This window comes from Bacillus sp. 196mf (assembly GCF_003217275.1).
Lineage (GTDB): Bacteria > Bacillota > Bacilli > Bacillales > Bacillaceae_G > Bacillus_A > Bacillus_A thuringiensis_S.
The window spans coordinates 258,860-284,531 of record NZ_QJTG01000002.1; the positions used below are offsets into that span (position 1 = coordinate 258,860).

A 25,672-nucleotide genomic window follows, 5' to 3' on the forward strand; every position below is an offset into this window, starting at 1 on the left:
GTAGAAAAATATGAAGTTATTTCATACAGCGGATTGGCATTTAGGTAAGCTTGTTCATGGCGTGTATATGACTGAAGACCAAAAGATTGTATTAGATCAGTTTGTACAGGCTGTTGAAGAAGAAAAACCAGATGCTGTAATTATTGCAGGGGATTTATATGACCGAGCAATTCCACCTACAGAAGCAGTAGACTTATTAAATGATGTGCTGCAAAAAATAGTTATTGATTTACAAACACCAGTTATTGCAGTAGCTGGTAATCATGATAGTCCGGATCGTATCCATTTTGGGAGTAGTTTAATGAAAAAACAGGGATTACATATTGCAGGCCAATTTCAATTCCCGTATGAACCTGTTGTACTAAATGATGAATATGGAGAGGTTCACTTCCATCTAATACCGTATGCAGACCCAAGCATAGTTAGACACGTGTTGAAAAATGAAGACGTACGTTCTCATGATGATGCGATGCGCATTTTTATGAATGAGCTCTCTGAAACAATGGATAAAGAAGCTAGACATGTATTTGTTGGACATGCATTTGTAACTTCTTCAGGAGAAGTGGAGGAGAATACAAGTGATGCAGAACGACCACTTTCAATTGGTGGTGCTGAATATGTAAATAGTCATTATTTTGATAAGTTTCATTACACTGCGCTTGGACATTTACATCAAGCGCATTTCGTACGTAATGAGACCATTAGATATTCAGGTTCACCACTTGCCTATTCAATTTCTGAAGAGAAACATAAAAAAGGTTATTACATTGTAGAACTGAATGAAACTGGTGAAGTAGCAATTGAAAAAAGGTTACTTTCACCACGTCGTAAAATGCGAACAGTAGAAGCGAAAATAGATGAATTATTACAGCACCCAGTAAGTGAAGATTACGTATTTGTAAAATTATTAGATGAAAACCCTGTCTTACAGCCAATGGAGAAAATACGATCTGTATATCCAAATGCAATGCACGTTGAAAGAGCGATGCAAAGGCGAGAACTCACAGATACAAATGAAGTAACGGTTTCAAGACATAAAACGGATGATTTATCTCTTTTAAAGGCTTTCTATAAAGAAATGAAAGGGTTAGATTTATCAGAAGAGAAAGAACGCCTATTTATAGATGTATTACAAACAGTGCAAGAACGGGAAGGTGAACGAGGATGAGACCGATTCAGCTTATTATGACAGCATTCGGGCCATATAAACAGAAAGAAGTAATCGATTTTGAAGATCTTGGAGAACATCGTATTTTCGCTATTTCTGGGAATACGGGAGCTGGAAAAACAACGATTTTTGATGCGATTTGTTATGTGTTATATGGTGAGGCTAGTGGAGAAGAACGTAGTGATACGAGCATGCTTCGAAGTCAATTTGCTGATGATGATGTTTATACAAGTGTAGAATTAACCTTTCAATTAAAAGGGAAACGCTATGAAATAAAAAGACAACTTGGACATAAAAAACAAGGGAATAAGACCATTACAGGACATGCAGTAGAATTATATGAAGTTATTGATGGAGAAAACGTTCCAGCCGTCGATCGTTTTCATGTAACAGACGTAAACAAAAAAGTGGAAGATTTAATTGGTTTAAGTAAACATCAATTTAGTCAAATTGTTATGTTACCACAAGGTGAATTCCGAAAACTATTAACATCTGAGACGGAAAACAAAGAAGAGATTTTACGTCGTATTTTTAAAACGGATCGTTATAAATTAATGCGTGAGTTACTTGATCAAAAGAGAAAACAATGGAAAGATGTTTTACAAGAAAAACAAAAAGAGAGAGAGCTCTATTTCCGTAATGTTTTTAAATTACCAATCCGTGATGGAGCATTATTAGAGACATTAGCGGCACAAGAACATGTAAATACGCATCAAGTAGTAGAAGCGTTAGAACAAGAAACAACAGTGTATAAGGCAGAGGTTGAGCAATTACAAGTAGAACAAGATGTTCAAACGAAGCAATTAAAGGATGCAGAAACACGTTTTCATGCAGCAAAATCTGTAAATGAGAAATTTATAGATTTACAACAAAAGAATGAGAAATATAACACTTTACAAGAGAACCGTGCAGCAATTGAAAGGAAAGAAAAATCCTTTAAACGTGCGGAACAAGCAAAGCGCTTATTACCATTTGAACAATGGTATGAAGAAGCGATGCAAAATGAGCAGAAAGCTGAAAGTTTGTTAAAACAGATAATCGTCAAACAAGAACAGATAATGAACAGCTTTGAACTTGCTCAGGAGAAGTATGAAGTAGTAAAGAATAAAGAAGCTGAACGAGAAGAGGCTAAAAAACTTGTTCAAAGATTAGAAGAGTTACAAGCAATCATTGAATCATTAGCTGAGAGAAAGCTGAATTTACAAAATGCCGAAATTCAAATAGGGAAATTAAAAGAAAGTATGCAAAAGTTGGATCAACAACTAGAAGAGCATACAAGCCAAAAACAGAGAATGTCTGATGAATTGCATCAATTAGAACAAGCACTTGAGCAATATGTAGCTAAAGTAGAAGAACTAACGAATATGCGAGAAGATGCAAAAATTTTAAAGCAAGCATATGATGTTTGGCAAGAAAAACAAAAATTCGAGCAAGAAAAAGAAGTGGCAAATAATAAAATGCACGTGGCAGTTCGTGCATATGAAAACATGGAGCGCCGCTGGTTAAGTGAACAGGCTGGTATATTAGCTCTTCATTTACATGACGGTGCATCTTGTCCGGTATGTGGTAGTACGAATCATCCGCAAAAAGCTACAGAGCAAAGTAATGCGATCGATGAAAAAGAGTTAAACGATTTAAGAGATAAGAAGAACATTGCTGAAAAATTACATGTGCAAGTAGAGGAGAAATGGAATTTTTATCGACTACAATATGAACAAGTGATAGAAGAAGTTGTGAAGCGTGGCTATAACTCCGAAAAATTAGTTGAAACATATAGTGCACTTGTTCAAAAAGGAAAACAATTAGCAGCAGACGTTAATACGTTAAAAGCAAGTGAAGAAACACGTAAGCAGATTGCTGCGAACATGAAAAGCGTAGAAGAAAAAATAGAAGAACTTCAGAAACAAAAACGGGAAGTAGAAAGAATGCAGCACCGTACAGAAATAGAGTGCATGCAACTTCGTACGTCATATGAACATGATAAACGAAATATTCCAGAAAACTTGCAAACAGTACAAGCTTGGAAATCACAGTTTGACCAAGCTATGCACGAACTTAGGTTAATGGAGGACGAATGGAAGAAAGTGCAGGAAGCGTATCAACATTGGCAAAATGAAAATATACGTATTCAAGCAGAACAGAAAGGTGCTTCTAATCAATTTGAAAGTGCAAAATTGAAGAAAGAAGAGACTTTCGCACGCTTTATGAAAGAGCTAGAACAAAGCGGATTTACAGATCAATTCACGTATAAAGAAGCCAAATTAAGCGACGCCGAGATGGAGATGTTACAGAAAGAAATTCAAGGTTATTATTCATCTCTTGAAGTGCTTGCAAAACAAATTGAAGAGCTAAACTCAGAATTAAAAGATAAAGAGTATATGGATATTACATCTTTAGGTGAACACATAAAAGAACTAGAAATTAATCTCGATATCATTAAAGAAAAACGTCAACGTGCGCAAAATGCGGTAACATATATTTCTGATTTACATGAAAACATTAGACGTATTGACGAACAAATTCACGAGGAAGAAAAAGCCTTCCAAGAACTTGTTGATTTATATGAAGTAATGAAAGGTGATAACGAAAGTCGTATATCATTTGAACGTTACATTTTAATTGAGTATTTAGAACAAATCGTTCAAATCGCAAACGAACGACTACGTAAATTATCAAATGGACAATTTTATTTAAAACGAAGTGAACGAGTTGAAAAAAGAAACCGTCAAAGTGGATTAGGCTTAGATGTGTACGATGCATACACTGGCCAAACGCGCGATGTAAAAACATTATCCGGCGGAGAGAAATTTAACGCATCACTTTGCTTAGCGCTAGGAATGGCAGATGTCATTCAAGCATATGAAGGTGGTATTTCCATCGAAACGATGTTCATCGATGAAGGGTTCGGTTCATTAGATGAAGAATCATTAACGAAAGCAGTAGATGCCTTAATTGACCTACAAAAATCAGGCCGATTTATCGGTGTCATTTCACACGTACAAGAACTGAAAAACGCAATGCCAGCTGTATTAGAAGTAACGAAGCAGAAGGATGGATGTAGTCAGACTAGGTTTGTGGTGAAGTAAGCTTAGAAAATGGAGTAGGGAATCTACCGATACTTTTAGTGTCATATGTACGAATCATAAAACGTCGTCTCTTCATATTGGAGGCGACGTTTTATTTTATAAAATATCTATGAATTATCTGTAGAAGGCGGCGTATTCTCCAAACGATTATAAGTTTTAAAGGCTGAAATTGCTGAGATAACCCCGCCTACTAAAAATAAAGCGGATCCTCCAACTAAGATGATACGACTGACATATGTTTCCCGTGCTTCTTCGACTTCTTCTTGTAACGCTGTAGGCATATGAATTCCCCTTTATAAAAGTTGTTTTATAAATAGTATATACAAACGCCTAAAATGTGTTAAAATAACTGATGATTTTATGCAGTGGGTAATTAGATGAGTAGGATGCGAGTGGCTAAATAAATCTTCATCACAAATTTATGCGAACTTCACATAGAGCACATATTAACATTGTATTATGTATATGTACCAAATAAATAAAGTGAATGTAAGTTCTGTTTTCAAAAATTTAAAATCCTTTTATTTCTATATGAAAGTTTTAATCGAGGGTTTTAAAAATTTTGGAAATAGATCTTATAAAAATGGAATTCATATAAAAGGGGAATGTCTTATGACAACATATACAAGTGAAATGAAAAAAACTTTAGTTTCAGAAGAAGATGTAGATATTTTAAAAATTATGGCGCATCCAATCCGACTGCAAATTGTAAATGAATTAAGTACGAGAAAAACTTGTAATGTAACACAATTAACAGAGTTACTGAATATTCCGCAATCTACTGTTTCACAACATTTATCAAAAATGAAGGGTAAAGTGTTACGAGCAGAGAGAAGAGGTTTAGAAATTTATTATCATATTAACAATTTAAAAGCGAGTAAGATTGTTAATGTTTTAGGGTATATAAACTAGTGAAATATTTTTATATAAAATAGCCCCTGCTGTTGAGCAGGGGCTATTTTGTGTTGTTTTATGTATTTGTATTTAAAACTTTATAGTTTTTATGATTTACAATTGTTCGATCAAATTCAAAAGTACCACCGCTTACATTTGTAATTTCAACTAAGACCGATTCAGTATAAAGTTTTAGTACAGATCCTGTAATCTTTAAATTGTTTCGTTGAAAAAGTATAGTATCCCCTACGTTTGCTTTCATAGTACCTCCTCATTAAAGACAGAAATATTTTTTTATTATATATATTAAACCACGGATAGATATATTAGTGAATATTTAGTTTTATTTATTGGGAAAAAATTTGTGATTTTATAAAAAATAAGGTGAATCGAAGTATAAAAAATTTTTCTAGTGTATTTAATCAGTAGTTTTTTGTATTTCATCCTTCGTTTTTTGTAACTGATTCCATGTTTTTGACGCTCTGTATTGTAAGTGCTTACATAAACAGAAACATCTTATACAATGAAGGTGTCAAATCAAAAGAGGTGACCAAAATGAACATAAAAAAAGTAAATTTAGCGAATAGCATTGAAATAGAAAGAGGAGGCGGAAAGATATGAAAAAATCAACTGTTAATCCATGGTTTGTTGTCCTTGGCACAGTTATAGTACAAATGGGGCTTGGAACGATATATACATGGAGTTTATTCAATCAGCCTTTAGTTAGTAAATACGGTTGGAGTCTTAACGCTGTTGCGATAACTTTCTCAATTACTAGTCTTTCTTTAGCATTTTCAACTTTATTTGCGAGTAAATTGCAAGAAAAATGGGGACTTCGTAAACTTATTATGATAGCTGGAGTAGCATTAGGACTAGGGTTAATACTTAGTTCACAAGCGTCTTCATTAATATTGCTTTATGCACTAGCAGGAGTTGTTGTAGGTTATGCAGATGGTACAGCATATATCACTTCACTATCAAATTTAATAAAGTGGTTTCCAGAGCGTAAAGGTCTAATTGCTGGTATTTCTGTCTCTGCATATGGTTCAGGTAGCTTAATCTTTAAATACGTTAACGCACAGTTGATTGAATCAGTTGGTGTATCGCAAGCATTTATATACTGGGGTTTAATTGTTACAGCTATGATTGTAATTGGTGCTTGTTTAATCCATCAAGCTGCAGATCAAGGAGCAGTTCATGAAACAAAAACTAAGGAATACACAACGAAAGAAATGTTAGGCACAAAACAAGTATACTTATTATTTATCATGTTATTTACATCATGTATGAGTGGCTTATACTTAATTGGTATGGTAAAAGACATTGGTGTTCAACTTGTAGGACTTAGCGCAGCAACAGCAGCTAATGCGGTGGCTATGGTTGCAATCTTCAATACATTAGGTCGTATCATTTTAGGACCGTTATCGGATAAAATTGGGCGTTTAAAAATCGTTACTGGTACTTTTGTTGTTATGGCGAGTTCAGTATTAGTTCTAAGTTTTGTAGATTTAAATTACGGTATATACTTCGTATGTGTAGCAAGTGTAGCGTTTTGCTTTGGTGGAAATATCACTATTTTCCCAGCTATTGTTGGTGATTTCTTCGGTATGAAAAACCATAGTAAGAACTACGGAATTGTGTATCAAGGATTTGGATTCGGGGCGCTTGCAGGTTCCTTTATCGGTGCACTTCTAGGTGGATTCAAACCAACGTTCATGGTGATCGGTGTATTATGTGTCGTGTCATTCATTATCGCAATTTTAATTCAAGCACCTAAACAGAAAAAAGAACACGAAGAAGAGTATCGCAGCGTAGCGTAAGTATACAAATCTTCTATAACGCTATGATTACGAAAAAGCATCCTATTCTATTAATTAGGATGCTTTTTTTATGAGTTATTTTAACAAGGTTAAATTACTTTTGGGAGTTTTATAGATGTAAAAGTGAGTGGGATATATTGGAATATAATGAATTGATACATCGCATTTGAAATATATATTAAATCTTAAATGATAAAGAAGACATTCGTTAGTATTTGTAAGATATATTTTCAGAAAAATATTGAGAAAATATATACTTGAGTTTTTCATAAAGCATTGTAAATGAACGTATCTCTAGTTTGTCTTCTTCAATTTTAAAAAGAGGATTTGGAATTTTATTTATAATATAAGTACATTTAATACGTTTACATATGATTTTATTAAGAAGCATTAAAATACTTTGTCTGAAAAATAAAAAAAGATTGACAAGTTTATTGAGAAACATTATCATTTCGGTGTAAGATAGTAAATGAAAAACATTATCAATAAAATGGATTTTAAAGTAATGCGCACTTGACCAATTAGTTTAGTAAGTGTATTATTTTTTACAACACCACTGATAATGAAAATCAATATCAGTGGTGTTACTTAATGAAATTAATGTTTATGTGAAAGGATAGAGAAAATGAACTTAGGGGAATTTGATGGGAAAACAGTTTTAGTAACAGGTGCAGCACAAGGCATAGGCAGTGTTGTTGCCAAAATGTTTTTAGAAAGAGGAGCCACAGTTATTGCGGTTGATCAAAATGAAGAGGGGTTAAATGTACTCTTAAATCAAAATGAATTAAATAATACACGTATGAAAACGTTTCGTTTAGATGTGAGTGATAGCGCTGCTGTTGAAGACATGGTAAATCATATTGCAAATGAAATAGCGCCAATAGATATTTTAATAAATGTTGCAGGGGTTTTACGTATGGGACCAATTCATTCGTTAAGTGATGAAGATTGGAATAAAACATTCTCTGTAAATACTACAGGGGTTTTCAATATGTCCCGAGCGGTAAGTAAAAATATGATGTTAAGAAAATCAGGGGCAATTGTTACAGTCGGTTCAAATGCGGCAAATACGCCGAGAATGGAGATGGCTGCGTATGCTGCGTCAAAGGCTGCAACGACAATGTTTATGAAATGTTTAGGACTAGAGCTTGCGGCATACAATATACGCTGCAACTTAGTTTCTCCAGGTTCTACTGAAACTGAGATGCAAAGATTACTATGGGCTGATGAGAATGGAGCTAAAAATATAATTACTGGTTCTCAAAATACATATAGACTCGGAATTCCATTACAAAAAATTGCACAACCTTCAGAAGTTGCTGAAGCAGTGTTATTTTTAGCCTCAGATAGAGCAAGTCATATTACAATGCACAATTTATGTGTCGATGGCGGTGCTACGTTAGGAGTTTAATAAAAATTCAGGAGGTTATTATATTATGAATGAACATATAGCTGTAAAGGAATTGTCAGAAAAACTTTTAGAAGATTATAAGACTGAATCTTCATTCTTTTTCGCTTCACCAACTCGAACTATATTAGCAGAAGGAGAGTTTACTACAGTAAAGCATCGTGAAATTGAAAATTTCCCAGAGCTTGTGCAAGCGACATTAAGTAATGCGAAACAAGCTGGAAATCCAAATCCTATCGTTGTGGGTGCTTTGCCATTCGATCGTAGAAAAGAAGTCCAACTTATCGTACCAGAATATAGTAGGATTTCTGAGCGTTTACAATTGGATACAACAAATCAGCTTGAAACAAATGAGAACGTAACATTTGAAATGACGCCAGTACCAGACCCTGAAGTTTATATGAATGGTGTGAAGCAAGGAATTAAAAAAATACAGGACGGTGATTTAAAGAAAATCGTTCTATCTAGATCGTTAGATGTTAAATCTTCGGAAAAGATTGATAAGCAAAAACTTCTGCGAGAATTAGCAGAACATAATAAGCATGGTTATACATTTGCTGTGAATTTACCGAAAGATGAAAAAGAGAACAGTAAGACGCTAATTGGAGCAAGTCCTGAATTACTTGTTTCACGTAATGGTATGCAAGTTATTTCTAATCCGTTAGCTGGTTCAAGGCCACGTAGTGAGGACCCAGTAGAAGATAAAAGAAGAGCAGAGGAATTACTTTCTTCTCCAAAAGATTTACATGAACATGCGGTAGTAGTTGAAGCGGTTGCCGCTGCACTTCGTCCGTATTGTCATACATTACATGTTCCAGAAAAGCCATCAGTTATTCATAGTGAAGCGATGTGGCATTTGTCTACAGAAGTGAAAGGTGAACTGAAGGATCCAAATACTTCTTCTTTACAATTAGCAATTGCCCTTCATCCTACGCCAGCAGTTTGCGGAACTCCGATGGAAAAAGCAAGAGAGGCTATACAGCATATTGAGCCATTTGACCGCGAGTTCTTTACAGGAATGCTAGGATGGAGCGATTTAAATGGAGATGGAGAATGGATTGTTACAATTCGTTGTGCTGAAGTACAAGAAAATACACTGCGTTTATATGCAGGAGCTGGAGTTGTTGCTGAGTCAAAACCAGAAGATGAGTTAGCAGAAACATCAGCTAAGTTCCAAACAATGCTAAAAGCTTTAGGGTTAAGAGATAGTTCACTTAATGAAAAATAGGGGGAAGAAAGAATGCTAGTAGGTTATACAGAATGGCCAAAAGAATTTGCCGATCATTATCGAGATGAAGGATGTTGGCTTGGTGAAACATTTGGAGGAGTGTTAAGAGAGCGGGCTGAGAAATATGGAGATCGAATCGCGGTTGTAAGTGGTAAGAAGCATATAACATATAGTGAACTTGATAAAAATGCAGATCGTTTAGCAGCAGGTTTACTGAATTTAGGAATAAAGAAAGAGGACAGAGTTGTAATCCAGTTACCTAACATTATCGAGTTTTTCGAAATATGTTTTGCACTATTTCGAATTGGAGCGCTTCCTGTCTTTGCACTACCTTCACATCGAAGCAGTGAAATTAGTTATTTTTGTGAGTTTGGCGAGGCGAGCGCTTACGTTATTTCAGATAAGGTTCTCGGTTTTGATTATCGAAAACTAGCAAGAGAAGTGAAAGAGAAAGTGCCAACTTTACAACGTGTAATTGTAGTGGGGGAAGAAGAAGAGTTTGTGAACATAAATGATCTGTATATGGATCCCGTCTCATTACCAGAAGTTCAGCCAAGTGATGTTGCATTTCTCCAATTATCAGGAGGGACAACAGGTCTTTCTAAATTAATTCCTAGAACACATGATGACTATATTTATAGTTTACGTGTAAGCGCTGAAATTTGTAATTTGAATGCAGAAAGCGTCTATATGGCAGTTCTTCCAGTAGCACACAATTACCCAATGAGTTCTCCAGGGACATTTGGAACTTTCTATGCGGGTGGAAAAGTGGTATTGGCAACTGGTGGTAGTCCAGATGAGGCATTTGCTCTTATTGAAAAAGAAAAAGTTACAATTACAGCGCTCGTTCCGCCATTAGCAATGATTTGGCTTGATGCTGCATCTTCTCGTAATACCGATTTATCGAGCCTAGTGGTTATTCAAGTAGGTGGTGCTAAGTTTAGCGCTGAGGTTGCAAGACGTATACGCCCTACATTTGGATGTACGTTACAGCAAGTATTCGGTATGGCAGAAGGATTAGTGAACTATACAAGATTAGACGATCCGGAAGAAATTATTATTCATACACAAGGTAGACCAATGTCTGCACTCGATGAAGTACGAGTTGTTGATGAAAATGACAACGATGTACAACCTGGCGAAGTAGGTAGTTTATTAACAAGAGGTCCATATACAATTCGTGGTTACTATAAAGCTGAAGAGCATAATGCACGATCATTTACAAAGGATGGATTTTATCGCACAGGTGATCTTGTAAAAGTAAATGAACAAGGATACATCATTGTAGAAGGAAGAGATAAAGATCAAATTAACCGTGGTGGTGAGAAAGTTGCTGCGGAAGAAGTTGAAAATCATTTATTAGCACACGATGCGGTCCATGACGTAGCAATTGTATCTATGCCTGACGATTATTTAGGTGAACGCACCTGTGCTTTTGTTATAACTCGCGGACAAGTTCCGGCAGTAAGTGAATTAAAAATGTTTTTAAGAGAACGTGGTATAGCGGCTTATAAAATTCCAGATCGAATTGAATTTATTGAATCATTCCCGCAAACAGGAGTCGGAAAAGTCAGCAAAAAAGAACTACGTAAAGTCATTGCTGAAAAACTTATTACAGTAAAACAATAATAAAAACCGGAAGGAAGTGATTAGATGGCTATCCCATCTATTTCAGTATATAAAATGCCAATTGAATCAGAACTACCAAAAAATAAAGTGAATTGGACACCAGACCCGAAACGTGCAGTACTTTTAATTCATGACATGCAAGAATATTTTCTTGATGCATATAGCGATAAAGAATCACCAAAAGTAGAACTTATTTCAAATATTAAAATGATAAGAGAAAAATGTAAACAACTTGGTATACCAGTTGTTTATACAGCGCAACCTGGTGGACAAACGTTAGAACAAAGAGGTTTATTACAAGACTTTTGGGGTGACGGTATTCCTGCTGGACCAGATAAAAAGAAAATTGTTGATGAACTTACTCCTGATGAGGATGATATATTCCTAACAAAATGGAGATATAGTGCATTTAAAAAGACAAATCTATTAGAAATTTTAAATGAACAAGGAAGAGATCAACTCATTATTTGCGGTATTTATGCGCATATTGGATGCCTTTTAACAGCTTGTGAAGCATTTATGGATGGTATAGAGCCGTTCTTTGTAGCAGATGCAGTTGCTGATTTTTCACTAGAGCATCATAAACAAGCATTGGAGTATGCATCTAATAGATGCGCAGTAACGACATCAACAAACCTACTGTTAAAAGATTTACAAAGTGTAAAAGGTGATGAGAGTGAAGGAATCACTATACAGCAAGTACATGAACTAGTTGCACAACTACTTCGTGAGTCAGTAGAGAGTATTGATATTGATGAGGACTTATTAAATAGAGGGCTTGATTCGGTCAGAATTATGAGTTTAGTAGAGAAGTGGCGTCGTGAAGGGAAAGAAATCACGTTTGCAGATTTAGCAGAACGTCCAACTGTTGCAGGTTGGTACAGCTTACTATCTTCACAAACAGCACAGGTGCTGTAACAAATAGACTACATAATAAAGGGGTAGTAAAGAATGCCTAACAGTCAAAAGATTCGTCATTCGTTATCATCTGCGCAGTCTGGTATGTGGTTTGCGCAACAATTAGATCCGCTTAATCCGATATATAATACTGGGGAATATGTAGAAATAAACGGGAATATTCATCAAGACATTTTTGAATTAGCTGTACGTAAAGTTGTAATGGAAGCAGAAGCACTTCACGTTCGCTTCGAAGAGGATGAAATTGGCCCATGGCAAGTTATTGAAGAATCACAGTTTCATATGCATTTTATTGACGCTCGGAAAGAAGAAAACCCTGAAGAAGCTGCTAAAGTATGGATGAAAAATGATTTATCTATACCAGTCAATTTGAAAAAAGATACATTATTTACTGAAGCACTTATTCAAGTTGAAAATAATCGTTTCTTTTGGTATCAGCGCATCCATCACATTGTGATGGATGGCTATGGATTTTCACTTCTTAGCCAAAAGGTAGCGAATGAGTATACATCACTTATAGAAGAAACAAACAAGAGTGAAAAGCCATTTGGTTCTCTTGCAAAAGTCGTGCAAGAAGATATCGAGTATCGTGAGTCTAAACAATTTCAGGAAAATCGTACTTTTTGGTTAGAAAAGTTTGCAGATGCCCCAGAAGTTGTAAGTTTGGCAGAACGAGCACCGAGAACATCAAATGGATTTTCACGAGAAACAGCTTATTTATCTAGTTCTAGCACGAAAACTTTACTAGAAGATATCAATATTTCGTTAACAAGTTGGCCGGAATTCATTGTGGCTGTAACAAGTATTTATATGCATAAATTAACAGGTGAAAATGATATTGTTTTAGGTTTACCGATGATGGGACGTCTAGGTTCTGTATCTATTCATACACCAAGTATGGTAATGAATTTAGTTCCACTTCGTATTACAGTAACTCCAAATATAACTCTTGTGGAATTATTGCAGCAAGTTTCTAAAGAAATCCGAGATGTACGTCGCCATTATAAATACCGTCATGAGGAATTAAGAAGAGACTTAAAGTTACTAGGTGAAAATCAAAGGTTGTTTGGACCGTTAGTGAATGTTATGCCTTTTGATTACGGGCTTAATTTTGCTGGAAATCGTGGTATTACGCATAACTTATCAGCAGGACCTGTAGATGATTTATCGATAAATGTATATAAACGTTTTGATCAAAATGAGCTAATGATTCATTTTGATGCGAATCCCGAAGTATATAATGGCGCAGAGCTAGCATTGCATAAAGAAAGATTTATGAATCTATTTGAATTAGTAATAAATAATTATGAGAAAAACGAGCCGATTGGAAAAATAAACATTACTCTGCCTGAAGAAAATCATAAAGTTTTATTGGAATGGAATGAAACGAAGGAAGACGATGAGTTAATCAGTTTACCTATATCATTTGAAAAACAAGTGCAAAAAAATCCAAATAAACTAGCGATTACTTGTGACGGTGTAATCCTTACGTATAAAGAGCTAAATGAACGAGCGAATGAACTAGCACATTATTTAGTAGAAGAAGGAATACGACCAAATCAGTTTGTAGCTTTAGTATTCCCTAGATCAATAGAAATGGTAGTTAGTATGCTAGCAGTCTTAAAGGCTGGTGCAGCGTATTTACCAATAGATCCAGAATACCCAGCAGAAAGAGTTAATTATATAGTAAATGATGCAAAACCAGTTTGTATCATAACACATTCATCTGTTTCATCTAAGTTAGTTATAGAAAAGGATATGAAAAAAATTGTATTAGATGACGAAGAAACGAAACTAGCGTTACATACATATTCTCGTATGAATATAGCATGTAAGAATGATGTATCACTTTTAAACCCAGCCTATACAATATATACTTCAGGCTCAACAGGAAACCCAAAAGGTGTAATTGTTCCTATGAGAGGTTTAAGTAACTTTTTAATGGCAATGCAGCAAAAGTTTTCATTAAATGAAAATGATCATTTATTAGCAGTTACAACGTTTGCGTTTGATATTTCTGCTCTAGAAATTTATTTACCTCTTATTAGTGGTGCAAGTTTAACAATTGCGCAAAAAGAAGACATACAAGAGCCATCAGCATTAACGACACTTTTACAAGAAGAAAGAGTGAAAATTATGCAGGCTACACCGACGCTTTGGCAGGCGTTAGTAACTGATTATCCAGAGAAGCTACAAGGGCTAAATATACTTGTTGGTGGTGAAGCTCTCCCAGCGCATTTAGCAAATAAATTAAAAGAATTAGGTTGTTCAATAACTAATTTATATGGACCAACTGAAACGACGATTTGGTCTACTTTCATGAACATTGATGAAGGTGAAAAGGGTATACCACCTATTGGAAAGCCAATTTGCAATACAGAAGTGTATGTATTGGATGCAGGGCTACAACCAGTTCCACCTGGAATTATTGGTGAATTATATATTGCAGGGGAAGGACTTGCAAGCGGATATTTAGGAAAACCTGAGTTAACAGCTGAACGGTTTGTTGCAAATCCTTATGGAGAATCAGGGAAGCGCATGTACCGTACAGGAGATCTTGTGAAATGGCGTAGTGATGGTGCGTTAGAGTACATTAGTCGCGCAGATCATCAAATTAAAATTCGTGGATTCCGAATTGAATTAGCTGAAATTGAAACGGTATTACAACGACATGAAAATATTCAACAAGCGGTAGTAATGGTACGAGAAGATCGTGCAAATGATAAACGCATCATTGCGTATATCGTTGCAGAAGAAAAGGAACCGATTAATCTTTCAGAAATTCGTTCTTATGTTTCAGAAAGTTTAGCGAATTATATGATACCATCGGCATTTGTTGTGCTAGAAGAATTACCATTAACGCCAAATGGTAAGGTTGACAGAAAGAAATTACCTGCTCCTGATTTTAATGGAATGAACAACGAGAGAGTTGCTAGAAATCCGAAAGAAGAAATATTATGTGATTTATTTGCAGAAGTACTTGGTGTTTCTCGAATTAGCATTGATGATAATTTCTTTGAAATGGGTGGACATTCACTTCTCGCATCTCGTTTAATGGCAAGAATTCGTGAAACGTTAAGTGTGGAATTAGGAATTGGGAAACTATTTGAATCACCAACTGTTGCCGAACTGGCGAAACAATTAAACCATGCAAAAAGCGCAAGACCAGCTATTCAGAAAGCAAGTAGGCCAAATGAAGTTCCACTTTCATTTGCACAGCGCAGGTTATGGTTCTTAAATTGTTTAGAAGGTCCAAGTCCTACTTATAATATTCCGCTAGTCATTCGTATGAATGGAATATTGAATCGGGAAGCATTACAAGGTGCTTTTTATGATGTAGTTGAGAAACATGAAACACTTAGAACAATTTTCCCTAACGTATTAGGTAGTTCCTATCAGAAAATTTTAGATATGGAAAATTTAAATCTAGAAATGGTTATAACTAATACATGTAAAGATGAATTAGAAAGTGTACTTTCAGAGGCGGTAAGATATAGCTTTAACCTCGATATTGAGCCGGCAGTTCGTTTGCAACTTTTTACAGTGAGTGAAAACGAACATGTATTATTAATTTTATTACATCATATTGTAGGTGATGGCTGGTCATTACAGCCGTTAACGAGAGATTTTACAGCGGCGTATAAAGCACGATGTCAAGGTGACAGAGTTCAGCTGGAGACACTACCAGTTCAATACGCAGATTATGCACTTTGGCAACAGCAATTGCTAGGTGATGAAACGACACCAGAGAGTCTTATTTCAACACAATTAGATTTTTGGAAAGAAGAACTTAAAGGTTTACCAGACCAAATGGAGTTACCTACAGATTTCCAGCGTCCAATTGAGACGAGTTACCGCGGGGAAACAATTCATTTTCATATAGATGAAGGTATGCATAGTAGGTTAGTAGAGCTTGCACGTAAAAATGGAGTTAGTTTGTTTATGGTATTGCAAGCAGGGCTTAGTGCACTATTTACAAGATTAGGTGCAGGCACTGATATACCAATTGGAAGTCCGATTGCTGGAAGAAATGATGATGTACTTTCAGATATCGTTGGTTTATTTGTAAATACATTAGTGTTACGTACAAATACGTCAGGAGATCCAAGTTTTAAAGAATTATTAAATAGAGTGAAGCAGGTAAATCTTGCAGCTTATGAAAATCAAGATGTTCCATTTGAAAGGCTTGTTGAAGTGTTAAATCCAGTACGTACTCGAAACAGCCACCCGTTGTTTCAAGTTATGTTAGCTTTTCAAAATACACCAGAAGCAACGTTTCATGCACCAGATTTAGAAGCGAGCCTTGAAATTCAAAGCGTTGGTTCTGCAAAATTTGATTTAACATTTGAAATTAGTGAGAGTAACGAGGTTGATGGTACTCCGAACGGTTTATATGGATTACTAGAGTTTAGTACCGATTTATATAAACGTGAAACGGTTCAAAAACTAATAGAACGATTCATTTTGTTATTAGATGATGCAGCTACAAATCCGGATCAATCAATTGGCAGATTAGAAATATTAACTGTAGCAGAGAAAAATACAGTGTTAGAAAAGTGGAATGGTGGTTTTCAAATTGCACCAGAAATGACATTGCCACAATTGTTTGAAAAGCAGGCTCATATAAATCCAAATTCTATAGCTGTTGTCTTTGAAAATAAGAAATTAACTTATGAAGAGTTAAATAGAAAAGCAAATAAAATAGCTCGATTCCTAATAGCAAAAGGGATTGGTCCTGATCAACTCGTTGCTTTAGCGATGCCAAGATCATTAAACATGGTTGTAAGCTTATTAGCTGTTCTTAAAGCTGGTGCCGGATACCTTCCGTTAGATCCAGATTACCCAGCAGACCGCATTTCATTTATGCTACACGATGCGAAACCATCATGTGTTTTAACGAATTCAGAAGTGGAAATTGAATGTGATGAGGCACTAAAAGTTTTAGTTGATGATGTGAAAGTAATAGCAGAAGTTGAGAAATATAGTGATGACAATATTGATGAAGTGGAACGAATTAAGCCATTATCTCCATCACATATTGCTTACGTTATTTATACGTCAGGCTCAACGGGTAGACCGAAAGGCGTTATGATACCTCATCAAAATGTAGTAAGACTTTTAGGAGCAACTGATCATTGGTTCCAGTTTGACGGAAACGATGTTTGGACGATGTTCCATTCATACGCTTTTGATTTCTCGGTTTGGGAAATTTGGGGATCTTTATTATACGGAGGGCGTTTAGTTGTAGTGCCACATACTGTAAGTCGCTCACCGAAAGAATTTTTACAGCTTCTTGTTAAAGAAAAGGTTACGGTTTTAAACCAAACTCCATCAGCGTTCTATCAATTGATGCAAGCAGATCGTGAAAATGAAGAGATTGGCCAAAAATTATCTTTACGATATGTTGTTTTTGGAGGAGAAGCACTTGAGCTAAGTCGCTTAGAAGATTGGTATAGTCGACATCCTCATAACGCACCAAAGCTTATTAATATGTACGGTATTACGGAGACGACAGTACATGTTAGTTATATTGAATTAGATGAAACTATCGTCTCTTTACGAGCAAATAGTTTAATTGGGTGCAGTATACCTGACCTTAAAGTGTATGTGTTAGACAACTATTTACAACCAGTGCCACCTGGAGTAGTTGGAGAAATGTATGTTGCAGGTGCAGGGCTTGCGCGTGGATATTTAGGAAGAGCAGGATTAACGGCTGAACGCTTTATCGCAGATCCATTTGGAAAGCCAGGTACAAGAATGTATCGTACAGGAGACTTAGCTCGCTGGCGTAAAGATGGGACGCTAGATTATATAGGACGTGCAGATCATCAAATAAAAATTCGTGGATTCCGAATTGAATTAGGAGAAATAGAAGCAGTCATAATGAAGCACCCTAAAGTTGAGCAAGTAGCCGTTATTGTACGGGAAGATCAACCAGGGGATAAACGGTTAGTTTCTTATATCGTTGCATCAAATAATGAAGCGATTGATACGAATGAAATGCGTCAGTTTGCTAGTGGTAGTTTACCAGATTATATGGTTCCATACGCTTTTGTAGTAGTAAATGAGTTACCTTTAACTCCAAACGGTAAGTTAGATAGAAAGGCATTGCCAGCTCCAGAATTTATCGCATCATCTTCTAGTCGTGGTCCAAGAACACCGCAAGAAGAAATGTTATGTGACTTGTTTACAGAAGTGCTAAGTGTACCTCAAATTGGAATTGATGACGGATTCTTTGATCTTGGTGGCCATTCACTCCTTGCAGTGCAGCTTATGAGCCGCATTAAAGAGGCGCTTGGAGTGGAACTAAACATTGGTACTTTATTTGCAGCACCGACTGTTGCAGGGTTAGCTGAAAGACTTGAGATGGGGAATGGTCAAAGTGCACTTGATGTGTTGCTTCCATTACGAGCAAGCGGGGAGCAATTACCACTATTTTGTGTACATCCAGCAGGTGGATTAAGTTGGTGCTATGCAGGACTTATGAAATCTTTAGGAACAGATTATCCAATCTATGGTGTACAAGCACGTGGTATCGCTAAAAATGAAGAACTTCCAAAAAGTTTAGAGGAGATGGCGGCGGATTACTTGAAACACGTTCGCGAAGTACAGCCTCATGGACCATATCGTTTATTAGGTTGGTCGCTTGGAGGAAATGTTGTGCATGCAATGGCGGCGCAACTACAAAATGAAGGGGAAGAAGTAGAATTACTCGTTATGCTTGATTCTTATCCTGGACACTTCTTACCGAATACGGAAGCGCCTACTGAAGAGGAAGCGTTAATCGCATTACTCGCTTTAGGCGGATATGACCCAGATAACATGGATGGTAAACCACTTACAATGGAAAGTGCAGTTGAAATCCTTCGTAAAGATGGAAGTGCATTAGCAAGTCTTGAAGAAGAGACTATATTGAACTTGAAAGAAACATATGTAAATTCAGTAGGGTTGTTAGGGAAATATGTACCGAAAGTTTATAACGGAGACATCTTATTCTTTAGATCTACTGTTATACCAGACTGGTTTGATCCTATTTCTCCAAATACGTGGCTAAATTATTTAGATGGGCAAATTGTGCAGCATGATATTGACTGTAGACATAAAGATTTATGTCAGCCAGGTCCACTTACGGAAATTGGACAAGTATTAGCGAAATATTTGCAGAATAAGAAAGGGGTAAGTAGAGTATGACGAATCCATTTGAAAATGATAATTACACATATAAAGTATTAATAAATGAGGAGGGCCAGTATTCTCTCTGGCCTGCTTTTCTCGATGTACCTATTGGCTGGAGTGTCGTATATGAAGAAGCTAGTAGGCAGAGTTGCTTAGAATATGTTGAATATAACTGGAAAGATTTGAATCCAAAAAGTAATCAAGTTCGTGAAAAAACATTAGCAGGAAAACGATAATGAAAGCAAAACTAAATCCAAAAGTAGTCGTAAGTATCGTTTATATAACTGCGATGTTTATGGCTGCGATGGATGCAACGATTGTAAATGTAGCACTACAAACGATAAGTAAAGAACTACAAGTACCTCCATCTGCAATGGGGACGGTTAATGTTGGGTATTTAGTTAGTTTAGCTGTTTTCCTTCCGATTTCTGGTTGGTTAGGAGATCGATTTGGTACGAAAAGAGTATTTTTAATTGCTCTTTTCGTATTTACAATTGCCTCTGCTTTATGCGGAATGGCTAACGATATTACTTCATTGAATATTTTCCGTATTATTCAAGGTGCTGGTGGAGGGCTTTTAACACCGGTCGGAATGGCGATGTTATTTCGAACATTTTCACCAGAGGAAAGACCGAAGATTTCTCGGTTCATTGTACTTCCAATTGCTGTAGCACCAGCAATTGGTCCTATCATCGGTGGTTTCTTTGTAGATCAAATGTCTTGGCGTTGGGCATTTTATATTAATCTACCGTTTGGAATCGTTGCATTGCTCTTTGGACTTCTATTTTTAGCAGAGCATGTTGAAAAATCAGCTGGTCGCTTTGATTCTCTCGGCTTTATTTTATCAGCACCAGGATTTGCGATGCTCATATATGCACTCAGCCAGGGACCATCAAAAGGGTGGATTTCTCCAGAAATTATGAGTACTGGGATAGCTGGGGTTGTATTCATTACATTGTTTATAATCGTAGAACTGAAAGTAAAGCAACCAATGTTAGATTTACGCTTATTAAAAGAACCAGTCTTTAGAAAGATGAGCCTTATATCATTATTTTCATCAGCTGGTTTACTAGGAATGTTATTTATTTTTCCACTTATGTATCAAAATGTGATAGGAGTTTCCGCGCTAGAATCAGGACTTACGACATTTCCAGAGGCGATTGGATTAATGATTTCTTCACAAATTGTGCCATGGTCATATAAGAAATTAGGAGCTCGAAAGGTAATTTCTATAGGATTAATTTGTACGGCGATTATCTTTGTTTTATTAAGTTTTGTAAATCACGATACGAATCCGTGGCAAATTCGGGCATTATTGTTTGGTATCGGTATTTTCTTAGGTCAATCTGTCGGTGCGGTTCAATTTTCTGCCTTTAACAATATCACGCCGCCTTCCATGGGGAGAGCGACTACTATATTCAATGTGCAAAATCGATTAGGTTCAGCGATAGGAGTAGCTGTTTTAGCTAGTATACTAGCTGGTTTTGGAAGTAATAACGTTCAATCCGATTTTTTACCATATCAAGCAGCATTAATTGGATCAGCAATATTTTTGCTCATAGCACTACTATTTTCTTTACGTATTTCCGATAAAGAGGTAATGTCAAATAAGAAAGAAAAAACATTATCTGTATCAAAAAAAGAGAAAGCACTCGTCAATGAATAACAATATACGTATGCTTTTTTATGAAAATTGATATTCGTTGAATAAAGGAGAGTTTACATGATAGAAAGTAAAGTTGCAGATTCTGTTCCAACTTTGAATGAGAATGATTGTCAAATATGGTGGGCAAGAATTTCAGATTTACAATCATGGCATTACAATTTACTAAATGATATAGAGCGAGAGAAAGCAAATTCGTATCATCATTCGGCAGATCGAGCTCGTTTTATAATAGGTTGCGTAATTAGTAGATTAGTTCTCGGCAAAATACTTTCTATGTCACCAGTCCAAGTACCAATTGATCGAATGTGCTCAGTATGTAAATTGCAACATGGTAGACCACAATTACCAGAAGGTATGCCGCAATTATCTGTTTCGCATTCAGGTGAGTGGGTTGTCGTTGCATTTACAAAATCTGCACCTGTTGGCATAGATGTAGAACAAATGAATCCAAATGTAGATGTTATGAAAATGGCAGAAGGTGTATTAACAGACATTGAAATAGTGCAAGTTATGAAACTACCAAATGAACAGAAAATAGAAGGTTTTTTAACATATTGGACTCGAAAAGAAGCGGTGCTGAAAGCGACAGGCGAAGGACTATTGATTCCACCAGTACATATTACAGTATCAGCTCCAAATACTCCTCCAAAATTGTTAGTTTTTAAAGATAAGCAAGAGTTGGCAGATAATACAATGATGGAAGATGTAAGGCCTAGTTTAGATTATATGGCTTCTGTTGCAGTATTCAGTAAGGAAGTGACTGAAATTACGCAATTAGACGCGGTAGCACTTTTAAATCTTAAATAAAAAAATTATAGAAGAGGTGTTCCTCATGTTAGTGGCGGAAAATAGAAAGAATGAATTCACTTATAACATACAAGCAATTAAAAATATTTTATTTTCTGGAGATACATCATCCATTCATGCTTTAGAAAAGCTTTTAAATGATACAGTTCAGTTTGATGTTCTTGAACAAGAGGCACTTGGTAGACAGTACATTCCGAAAGAAGCAAAGAATTTCTTTGATAAAGATGGAACATTTCTTTACCGTGTATCTAATGTTAGTTATAAAGGCAAGGTGTTATCTGAAAATCTAATTTTTGCAGACACTTCGTTTTTACCGGACGCAATAAAGAGTGAATTAGAGAGTGGAAATATTCCTGTTGAAAAGCTTATAGAGAAGATGGAAGTAAGAAGAAACGTATTATATGAAGGATATCAGCCATCTGGAAATATTATCGAATTGTTTGATGGATGTTCTGTTACAGCGAATGTGTATCCAACTAGAAAGTATCAAATTGTCAGTAACTGCAAATGTGTATTTTATATTTGTGAAGTGTATCATGCAGAGAATATAAAGCAATTGCTTAAATAAAAACAAGAAACCAGCCTATAAAATGGCTGGTTTCTTGTTTATTTAACAGCTTCTTTTAATTCTTTACCTGCTTTGAATGCAGGAACTTTACCAGCTGCGATTTGAATTTCTTCGCCAGTTTGCGGATTACGTCCTGTACGAGCAGATCTTTCGCGCACTTCAAAAGTTCCAAATCCGATTAATTGAACTTTATCGCCAGATTGTAATGCATTAGCAATTGTGTCAAATACGGATTGTACAGCTGCAGAAGCGTCCTTTTGAGAAATATCAGCTGATTGTGCTACGTTTTTAATTAATTCTGTTTTGTTCATGTTTTCACCTCATAAAAAAATTTTTGGAATGAATGTTTTAGTATAATAGATAGTAAAGATAAAGCTATCACTATGATTAGAAAGAATACTATATAATTATGTTAATTTCGTTGCAAGAGACTGAATCCCTTCTATTATTTGGGGATTAATTAAGAATCGATGCATATAAAAAGCTTTAGTATGAGGATGAGGGGGAGTATACGAATGATTTTTCGTGAAAAAAATGAGAAGGAAAGTATATTAATTCGTCAACATGATCATGGTTTTTTAGCTGGAGAGATTGCAAAGCATATAAAAGAACACTTTTTTGAAGGTAAAACATATTTAAAAGAAACAGTTGATGCAATATATGAGCATGACAGAGGATGGATAGAGCTTGATAAAGTACCAATTTTAAATGATGCTAAAAATATTCCATATACATTTATGGATTGTCCAAGCCCATTACGTTTTGTTTTTTATACGATTGGTTTGAATGAAATTGAAAATTCTAATCCATACGGGGCATTGCTTTGTAGTAAACATTTTTTATCATTTCCACTAAACGAGGAAGATGAAGAGATGATGTCATTTTATAAACATGAATTAGAACGACAAAAAAGAATCTTGAAAACGTTAACAAAGGAACAGTTTGCGATGTTCGATAAACATTATAGATTATTAAAGTTTTGTGATGAACTTTCTTTATACGTATGTATGAATAAGCCTGGTGTCAAAAAGAAAGATGAAATTGATTTATTTAAAGATGGTTTTGAAGGAACAGAAATGTTTAATAGTAAAGAGGAGAAACTTATTCAAGCTGAATGGGTGGATGAGGAAACAATTCGGATTACACCATTTCCATTTCAAACGGAATTTTATACGTATGTAAAATATAAAACGATAAATAAGCATGAAATGAAAGAAAAAGGGATTGCAAAGGCTGATAGAGAATCAGAAATGAAGAAACAAACCATTCGTTTCATACAATAAGGAGGTAATATAAATTGAAAGATTATATATTAAAACAGTGTGATTATCATGCTTGGGCTAATACAAGATTATTCAATCGATTAAAAGAGTTACCAAACTATGAGACCATTTTTAAGGAGCAGATACAGAGTGTATTTCCATCCATTAAGGATACTTTTGTGCATATTTATATTACAGATCAAGTGTGGTTACATATATTGCATGGTAAAAGTATGAATGAAGCAATACAAGACCGAGAAGATTTACGAAAACAAATTGAAACTAAATCGTTACATGAATTAGAAAAAATGTTTGAAAACATGGCAAATCAATATAAAGATTTTTTAATTACAATACAAGATGTGAATGCTGTATTTGTTATTGAGAATCCATATGTAGGGAAATTAGAAACTTCGATTTTAGAATTAGTGCAACATGTCGTAAATCATGGTACATATCATAGAGGAAATATAACAGCGATGATCCGTCAACTTGGTCATTCGTCGACAATGATGGATTTTGTACTGTATTTACATATGGTTAAAAAGCAGGGAGAGTAATATAGTTTGTAAGAAGGAGAGGCTTTAATTATAGAAGTCTCTCCTTCTATTTTATTCCGCATTCATGGTAGATCGACTGATTAAAGTTTTCTTAAGAAGCTTTATTTTCTTGTAATTGCTTAGCGTATTGTACAGCCTTATATGCATTGACTCTACCGTTTTTCCAGTACGTACCTGTACCACTAATTTTATCAGAAGTTGACTCAATAATTTGGCGAATTTGTGTATTACTATATCCTTGATTTGCTAAAAGAGCAGCGACTCCTGCAACATGAGGTGTTGCCATAGATGTACCACTTAATGATTGATACGTGCTTCCTTTATATGTTGAATATATATTTGAACCTGGTGCTGCAACATCTACCCAGCTACCATAAGTAGAAAATGAAGATTTTCTATCTGATTGATCTGTAGAACCAACTGCAATTACTTCGCTGTAATAAGCAGGGTAATTAGCTTTTGTATTTCCAGCATTTCCAGCAGCTGCAACTATAACAGAGCCTTTATTCCATGCATATTGAACGGCTTGTTGTAATGCAGTACCACCATTTGGAGCTCCTAAACTTAAACTAATTACTTTTGCACCCGAATCAGCAGCTTCTCGAATACCTTGCGCTACAGCATCAAGAGTACCACTTCCTTGATTATCTAATACGCGGACAGCATAAATTGAAGTTTGTGGGGCAACACCAGCAATTCCGACACTGTTATTCGTAAGTGCTCCAGTAATTCCAGCGCAATGTGTACCATGACCATTACCATCATCAGATGTATTGTCGTTATCAACATAATCATGCCCGTAAATTACTTTCGAAGCCAAATCAGGATGTGAACCTTGAACTCCTGTATCAATAATAGCTACTTTTACACCAGGATCACTTCGTTGGCTATCCCAAGCTTGTGGAGCTTGAATCTTTTGTAATCCATATTGATTTTTAAAATATGGGTCGTTTGGAGTCCAAAAGGCGTGAACGTAATAATTCGGTTCTGCATATTCTACATCTGGATTATTTTTATAACTCTTTATTTTTTCTTTTACAGTACCCTTTGAAAATTGTACGACTTCAAAACCTAACTTATCATCTTTAGATAAGACATTAGCTCCGACAGATTTATGAAAAGATTGCACATTACTTAAAGATGCATTTTGCTTGAACTTAACGATTAATTGGTTAGGAACGTAATCAGTAGATGATGTTTCAGCGCTTGAAGTATTTGTGTTAAAGAAGAAACCACCAATAATAAATGATAAAACAGATAGGAAAACAATGATTTTGTTTTTCAAAAGATTTTTCCTCCCTTTTCTTGGATGAGTTTTTCAGCGACACTTTAATGTCGCATTCCTTTTCAACTATATAGTTAGACCATACGATTTATGACATTTATGTGAAAAACTTTTGGAGGAATAAAAAGGAGTAAACATTGATATAAATATATTTTTAATGATAGTAATTAAGTAAAAGAGGGGATGAAAAAAGGAAT

19 protein-coding genes are annotated in these 25,672 nt (G+C 35.4%); 15 read left to right on the forward strand and 4 right to left on the reverse strand.

What is annotated here, in order from left to right:
- Positions 1 to 10: 10 nt before the first annotated feature.
- Positions 11 to 1,168 (forward strand): exonuclease SbcCD subunit D, encoded by a 1,158-nt coding sequence (locus ATL10_RS05600; RefSeq protein WP_110496553.1) that lies wholly within the window; start codon positions 11 to 13, stop codon positions 1,166 to 1,168.
- On the forward strand, positions 1,165 to 4,254 hold the full coding sequence (locus ATL10_RS05605; protein WP_100910290.1) for an AAA family ATPase: 3,090 nt from the start codon (positions 1,165 to 1,167) through the stop codon (positions 4,252 to 4,254). The genes ATL10_RS05600 and ATL10_RS05605 overlap by 4 nt, the downstream gene beginning before the upstream one ends.
- A 107-nt stretch (positions 4,255 to 4,361) precedes the next feature.
- Here ATL10_RS05605 and ATL10_RS31110 read toward each other — a convergent pair whose 3' ends face one another.
- On the reverse strand, positions 4,362 to 4,535 hold the full coding sequence (locus ATL10_RS31110; protein WP_001141667.1) for a hypothetical protein: 174 nt from the start codon (positions 4,533 to 4,535) through the stop codon (positions 4,362 to 4,364).
- A 331-nt stretch (positions 4,536 to 4,866) separates the two neighbouring features.
- On the opposite strand from ATL10_RS31110, the gene ATL10_RS05615 reads away from it, so the two are divergent.
- A complete protein-coding gene (locus ATL10_RS05615) occupies positions 4,867 to 5,166 on the forward strand; it encodes an ArsR/SmtB family transcription factor (protein ID WP_000214794.1) in 300 nt (99 codons plus the stop codon).
- A gap of 58 nt (positions 5,167 to 5,224) precedes the next feature.
- On the opposite strand, the gene ATL10_RS05620 is transcribed toward ATL10_RS05615, so the two are convergent.
- On the reverse strand, positions 5,225 to 5,410 hold the full coding sequence (locus ATL10_RS05620) for a YkvS family protein (protein ID WP_000646793.1): 186 nt from the start codon (positions 5,408 to 5,410) through the stop codon (positions 5,225 to 5,227).
- A 355-nt stretch (positions 5,411 to 5,765) separates the two neighbouring features.
- Here ATL10_RS05620 and ATL10_RS05630 point away from each other — a divergent pair, with 355 nt between their 5' ends.
- From ATL10_RS05630 to ATL10_RS05680, 10 genes are all read left to right on the forward strand, one after another.
- Positions 5,766 to 6,968: an L-lactate MFS transporter gene (locus ATL10_RS05630; RefSeq protein ID WP_110496555.1), complete on the forward strand. Its 1,203-nt coding sequence runs from the start codon at positions 5,766 to 5,768 to the stop codon at positions 6,966 to 6,968.
- Positions 6,969 to 7,593: 625 nt separating this feature from the next.
- Positions 7,594 to 8,379: a 2,3-dihydro-2,3-dihydroxybenzoate dehydrogenase gene (gene dhbA, locus ATL10_RS05640; RefSeq protein ID WP_001048431.1), complete on the forward strand. Its 786-nt coding sequence runs from the start codon at positions 7,594 to 7,596 to the stop codon at positions 8,377 to 8,379.
- Positions 8,380 to 8,404: 25 nt separating this feature from the next.
- Positions 8,405 to 9,604, forward strand: coding sequence for an isochorismate synthase DhbC (gene dhbC / locus ATL10_RS05645; RefSeq protein ID WP_001002071.1), 1,200 nt, complete (start codon positions 8,405 to 8,407; stop codon positions 9,602 to 9,604).
- A gap of 12 nt (positions 9,605 to 9,616) precedes the next feature.
- The gene (locus ATL10_RS05650) at positions 9,617 to 11,233 is read left to right on the forward strand and encodes a (2,3-dihydroxybenzoyl)adenylate synthase (protein ID WP_061661090.1); all 1,617 of its coding nucleotides are present in this window, start codon (positions 9,617 to 9,619) and stop codon (positions 11,231 to 11,233) included.
- A gap of 24 nt (positions 11,234 to 11,257) precedes the next feature.
- Complete coding sequence (locus ATL10_RS05655) at positions 11,258 to 12,151, forward strand: isochorismatase family protein (protein WP_016512869.1); 894 nt, start codon at positions 11,258 to 11,260, stop codon at positions 12,149 to 12,151.
- Between the two features lie 33 nt (positions 12,152 to 12,184).
- Complete coding sequence (locus ATL10_RS05660; RefSeq protein WP_110496557.1) at positions 12,185 to 19,342, forward strand: amino acid adenylation domain-containing protein; 7,158 nt, start codon at positions 12,185 to 12,187, stop codon at positions 19,340 to 19,342.
- Positions 19,339 to 19,563, forward strand: coding sequence for an MbtH family protein (locus tag ATL10_RS05665; protein WP_000184060.1), 225 nt, complete (start codon positions 19,339 to 19,341; stop codon positions 19,561 to 19,563). Before ATL10_RS05660 ends, ATL10_RS05665 begins: the two co-directional genes overlap by 4 nt.
- The gene (locus tag ATL10_RS05670; protein ID WP_097925202.1) at positions 19,563 to 20,993 is read left to right on the forward strand and encodes an MDR family MFS transporter; all 1,431 of its coding nucleotides are present in this window, start codon (positions 19,563 to 19,565) and stop codon (positions 20,991 to 20,993) included. The genes ATL10_RS05665 and ATL10_RS05670 overlap by 1 nt, the downstream gene beginning before the upstream one ends.
- A gap of 57 nt (positions 20,994 to 21,050) precedes the next feature.
- Positions 21,051 to 21,800, forward strand: coding sequence for a 4'-phosphopantetheinyl transferase Sfp (gene sfp / locus ATL10_RS05675; RefSeq protein ID WP_000572987.1), 750 nt, complete (start codon positions 21,051 to 21,053; stop codon positions 21,798 to 21,800).
- Between the two features lie 25 nt (positions 21,801 to 21,825).
- Entirely contained in the window at positions 21,826 to 22,368 is a 543-nt protein-coding gene (locus tag ATL10_RS05680; RefSeq protein ID WP_000959120.1) for a hypothetical protein, read from the forward strand.
- 38 nt (positions 22,369 to 22,406) lie between these two features.
- On the opposite strand, the gene ATL10_RS05685 is transcribed toward ATL10_RS05680, so the two are convergent.
- Positions 22,407 to 22,679 (reverse strand): HU family DNA-binding protein, encoded by a 273-nt coding sequence (locus ATL10_RS05685; protein WP_001043905.1) that lies wholly within the window; start codon positions 22,677 to 22,679, stop codon positions 22,407 to 22,409.
- A 204-nt stretch (positions 22,680 to 22,883) separates the two neighbouring features.
- On the opposite strand from ATL10_RS05685, the gene ATL10_RS05690 reads away from it, so the two are divergent.
- Both ATL10_RS05690 and ATL10_RS05695 read left to right on the forward strand, forming a co-directional pair.
- Complete coding sequence (locus ATL10_RS05690) at positions 22,884 to 23,651, forward strand: DUF3891 family protein (RefSeq protein ID WP_000577301.1); 768 nt, start codon at positions 22,884 to 22,886, stop codon at positions 23,649 to 23,651.
- 14 nt (positions 23,652 to 23,665) lie between these two features.
- The gene (locus ATL10_RS05695; protein WP_000656263.1) at positions 23,666 to 24,190 is read left to right on the forward strand and encodes a DinB family protein; all 525 of its coding nucleotides are present in this window, start codon (positions 23,666 to 23,668) and stop codon (positions 24,188 to 24,190) included.
- A 91-nt stretch (positions 24,191 to 24,281) separates the two neighbouring features.
- On the opposite strand, the gene ATL10_RS05700 is transcribed toward ATL10_RS05695, so the two are convergent.
- Positions 24,282 to 25,475, reverse strand: a complete 1,194-nt coding sequence (locus tag ATL10_RS05700; protein WP_000790932.1) for a S8 family peptidase — start codon at positions 25,473 to 25,475, stop codon at positions 24,282 to 24,284.
- Positions 25,476 to 25,672: the final 197 nt, after the last annotated feature.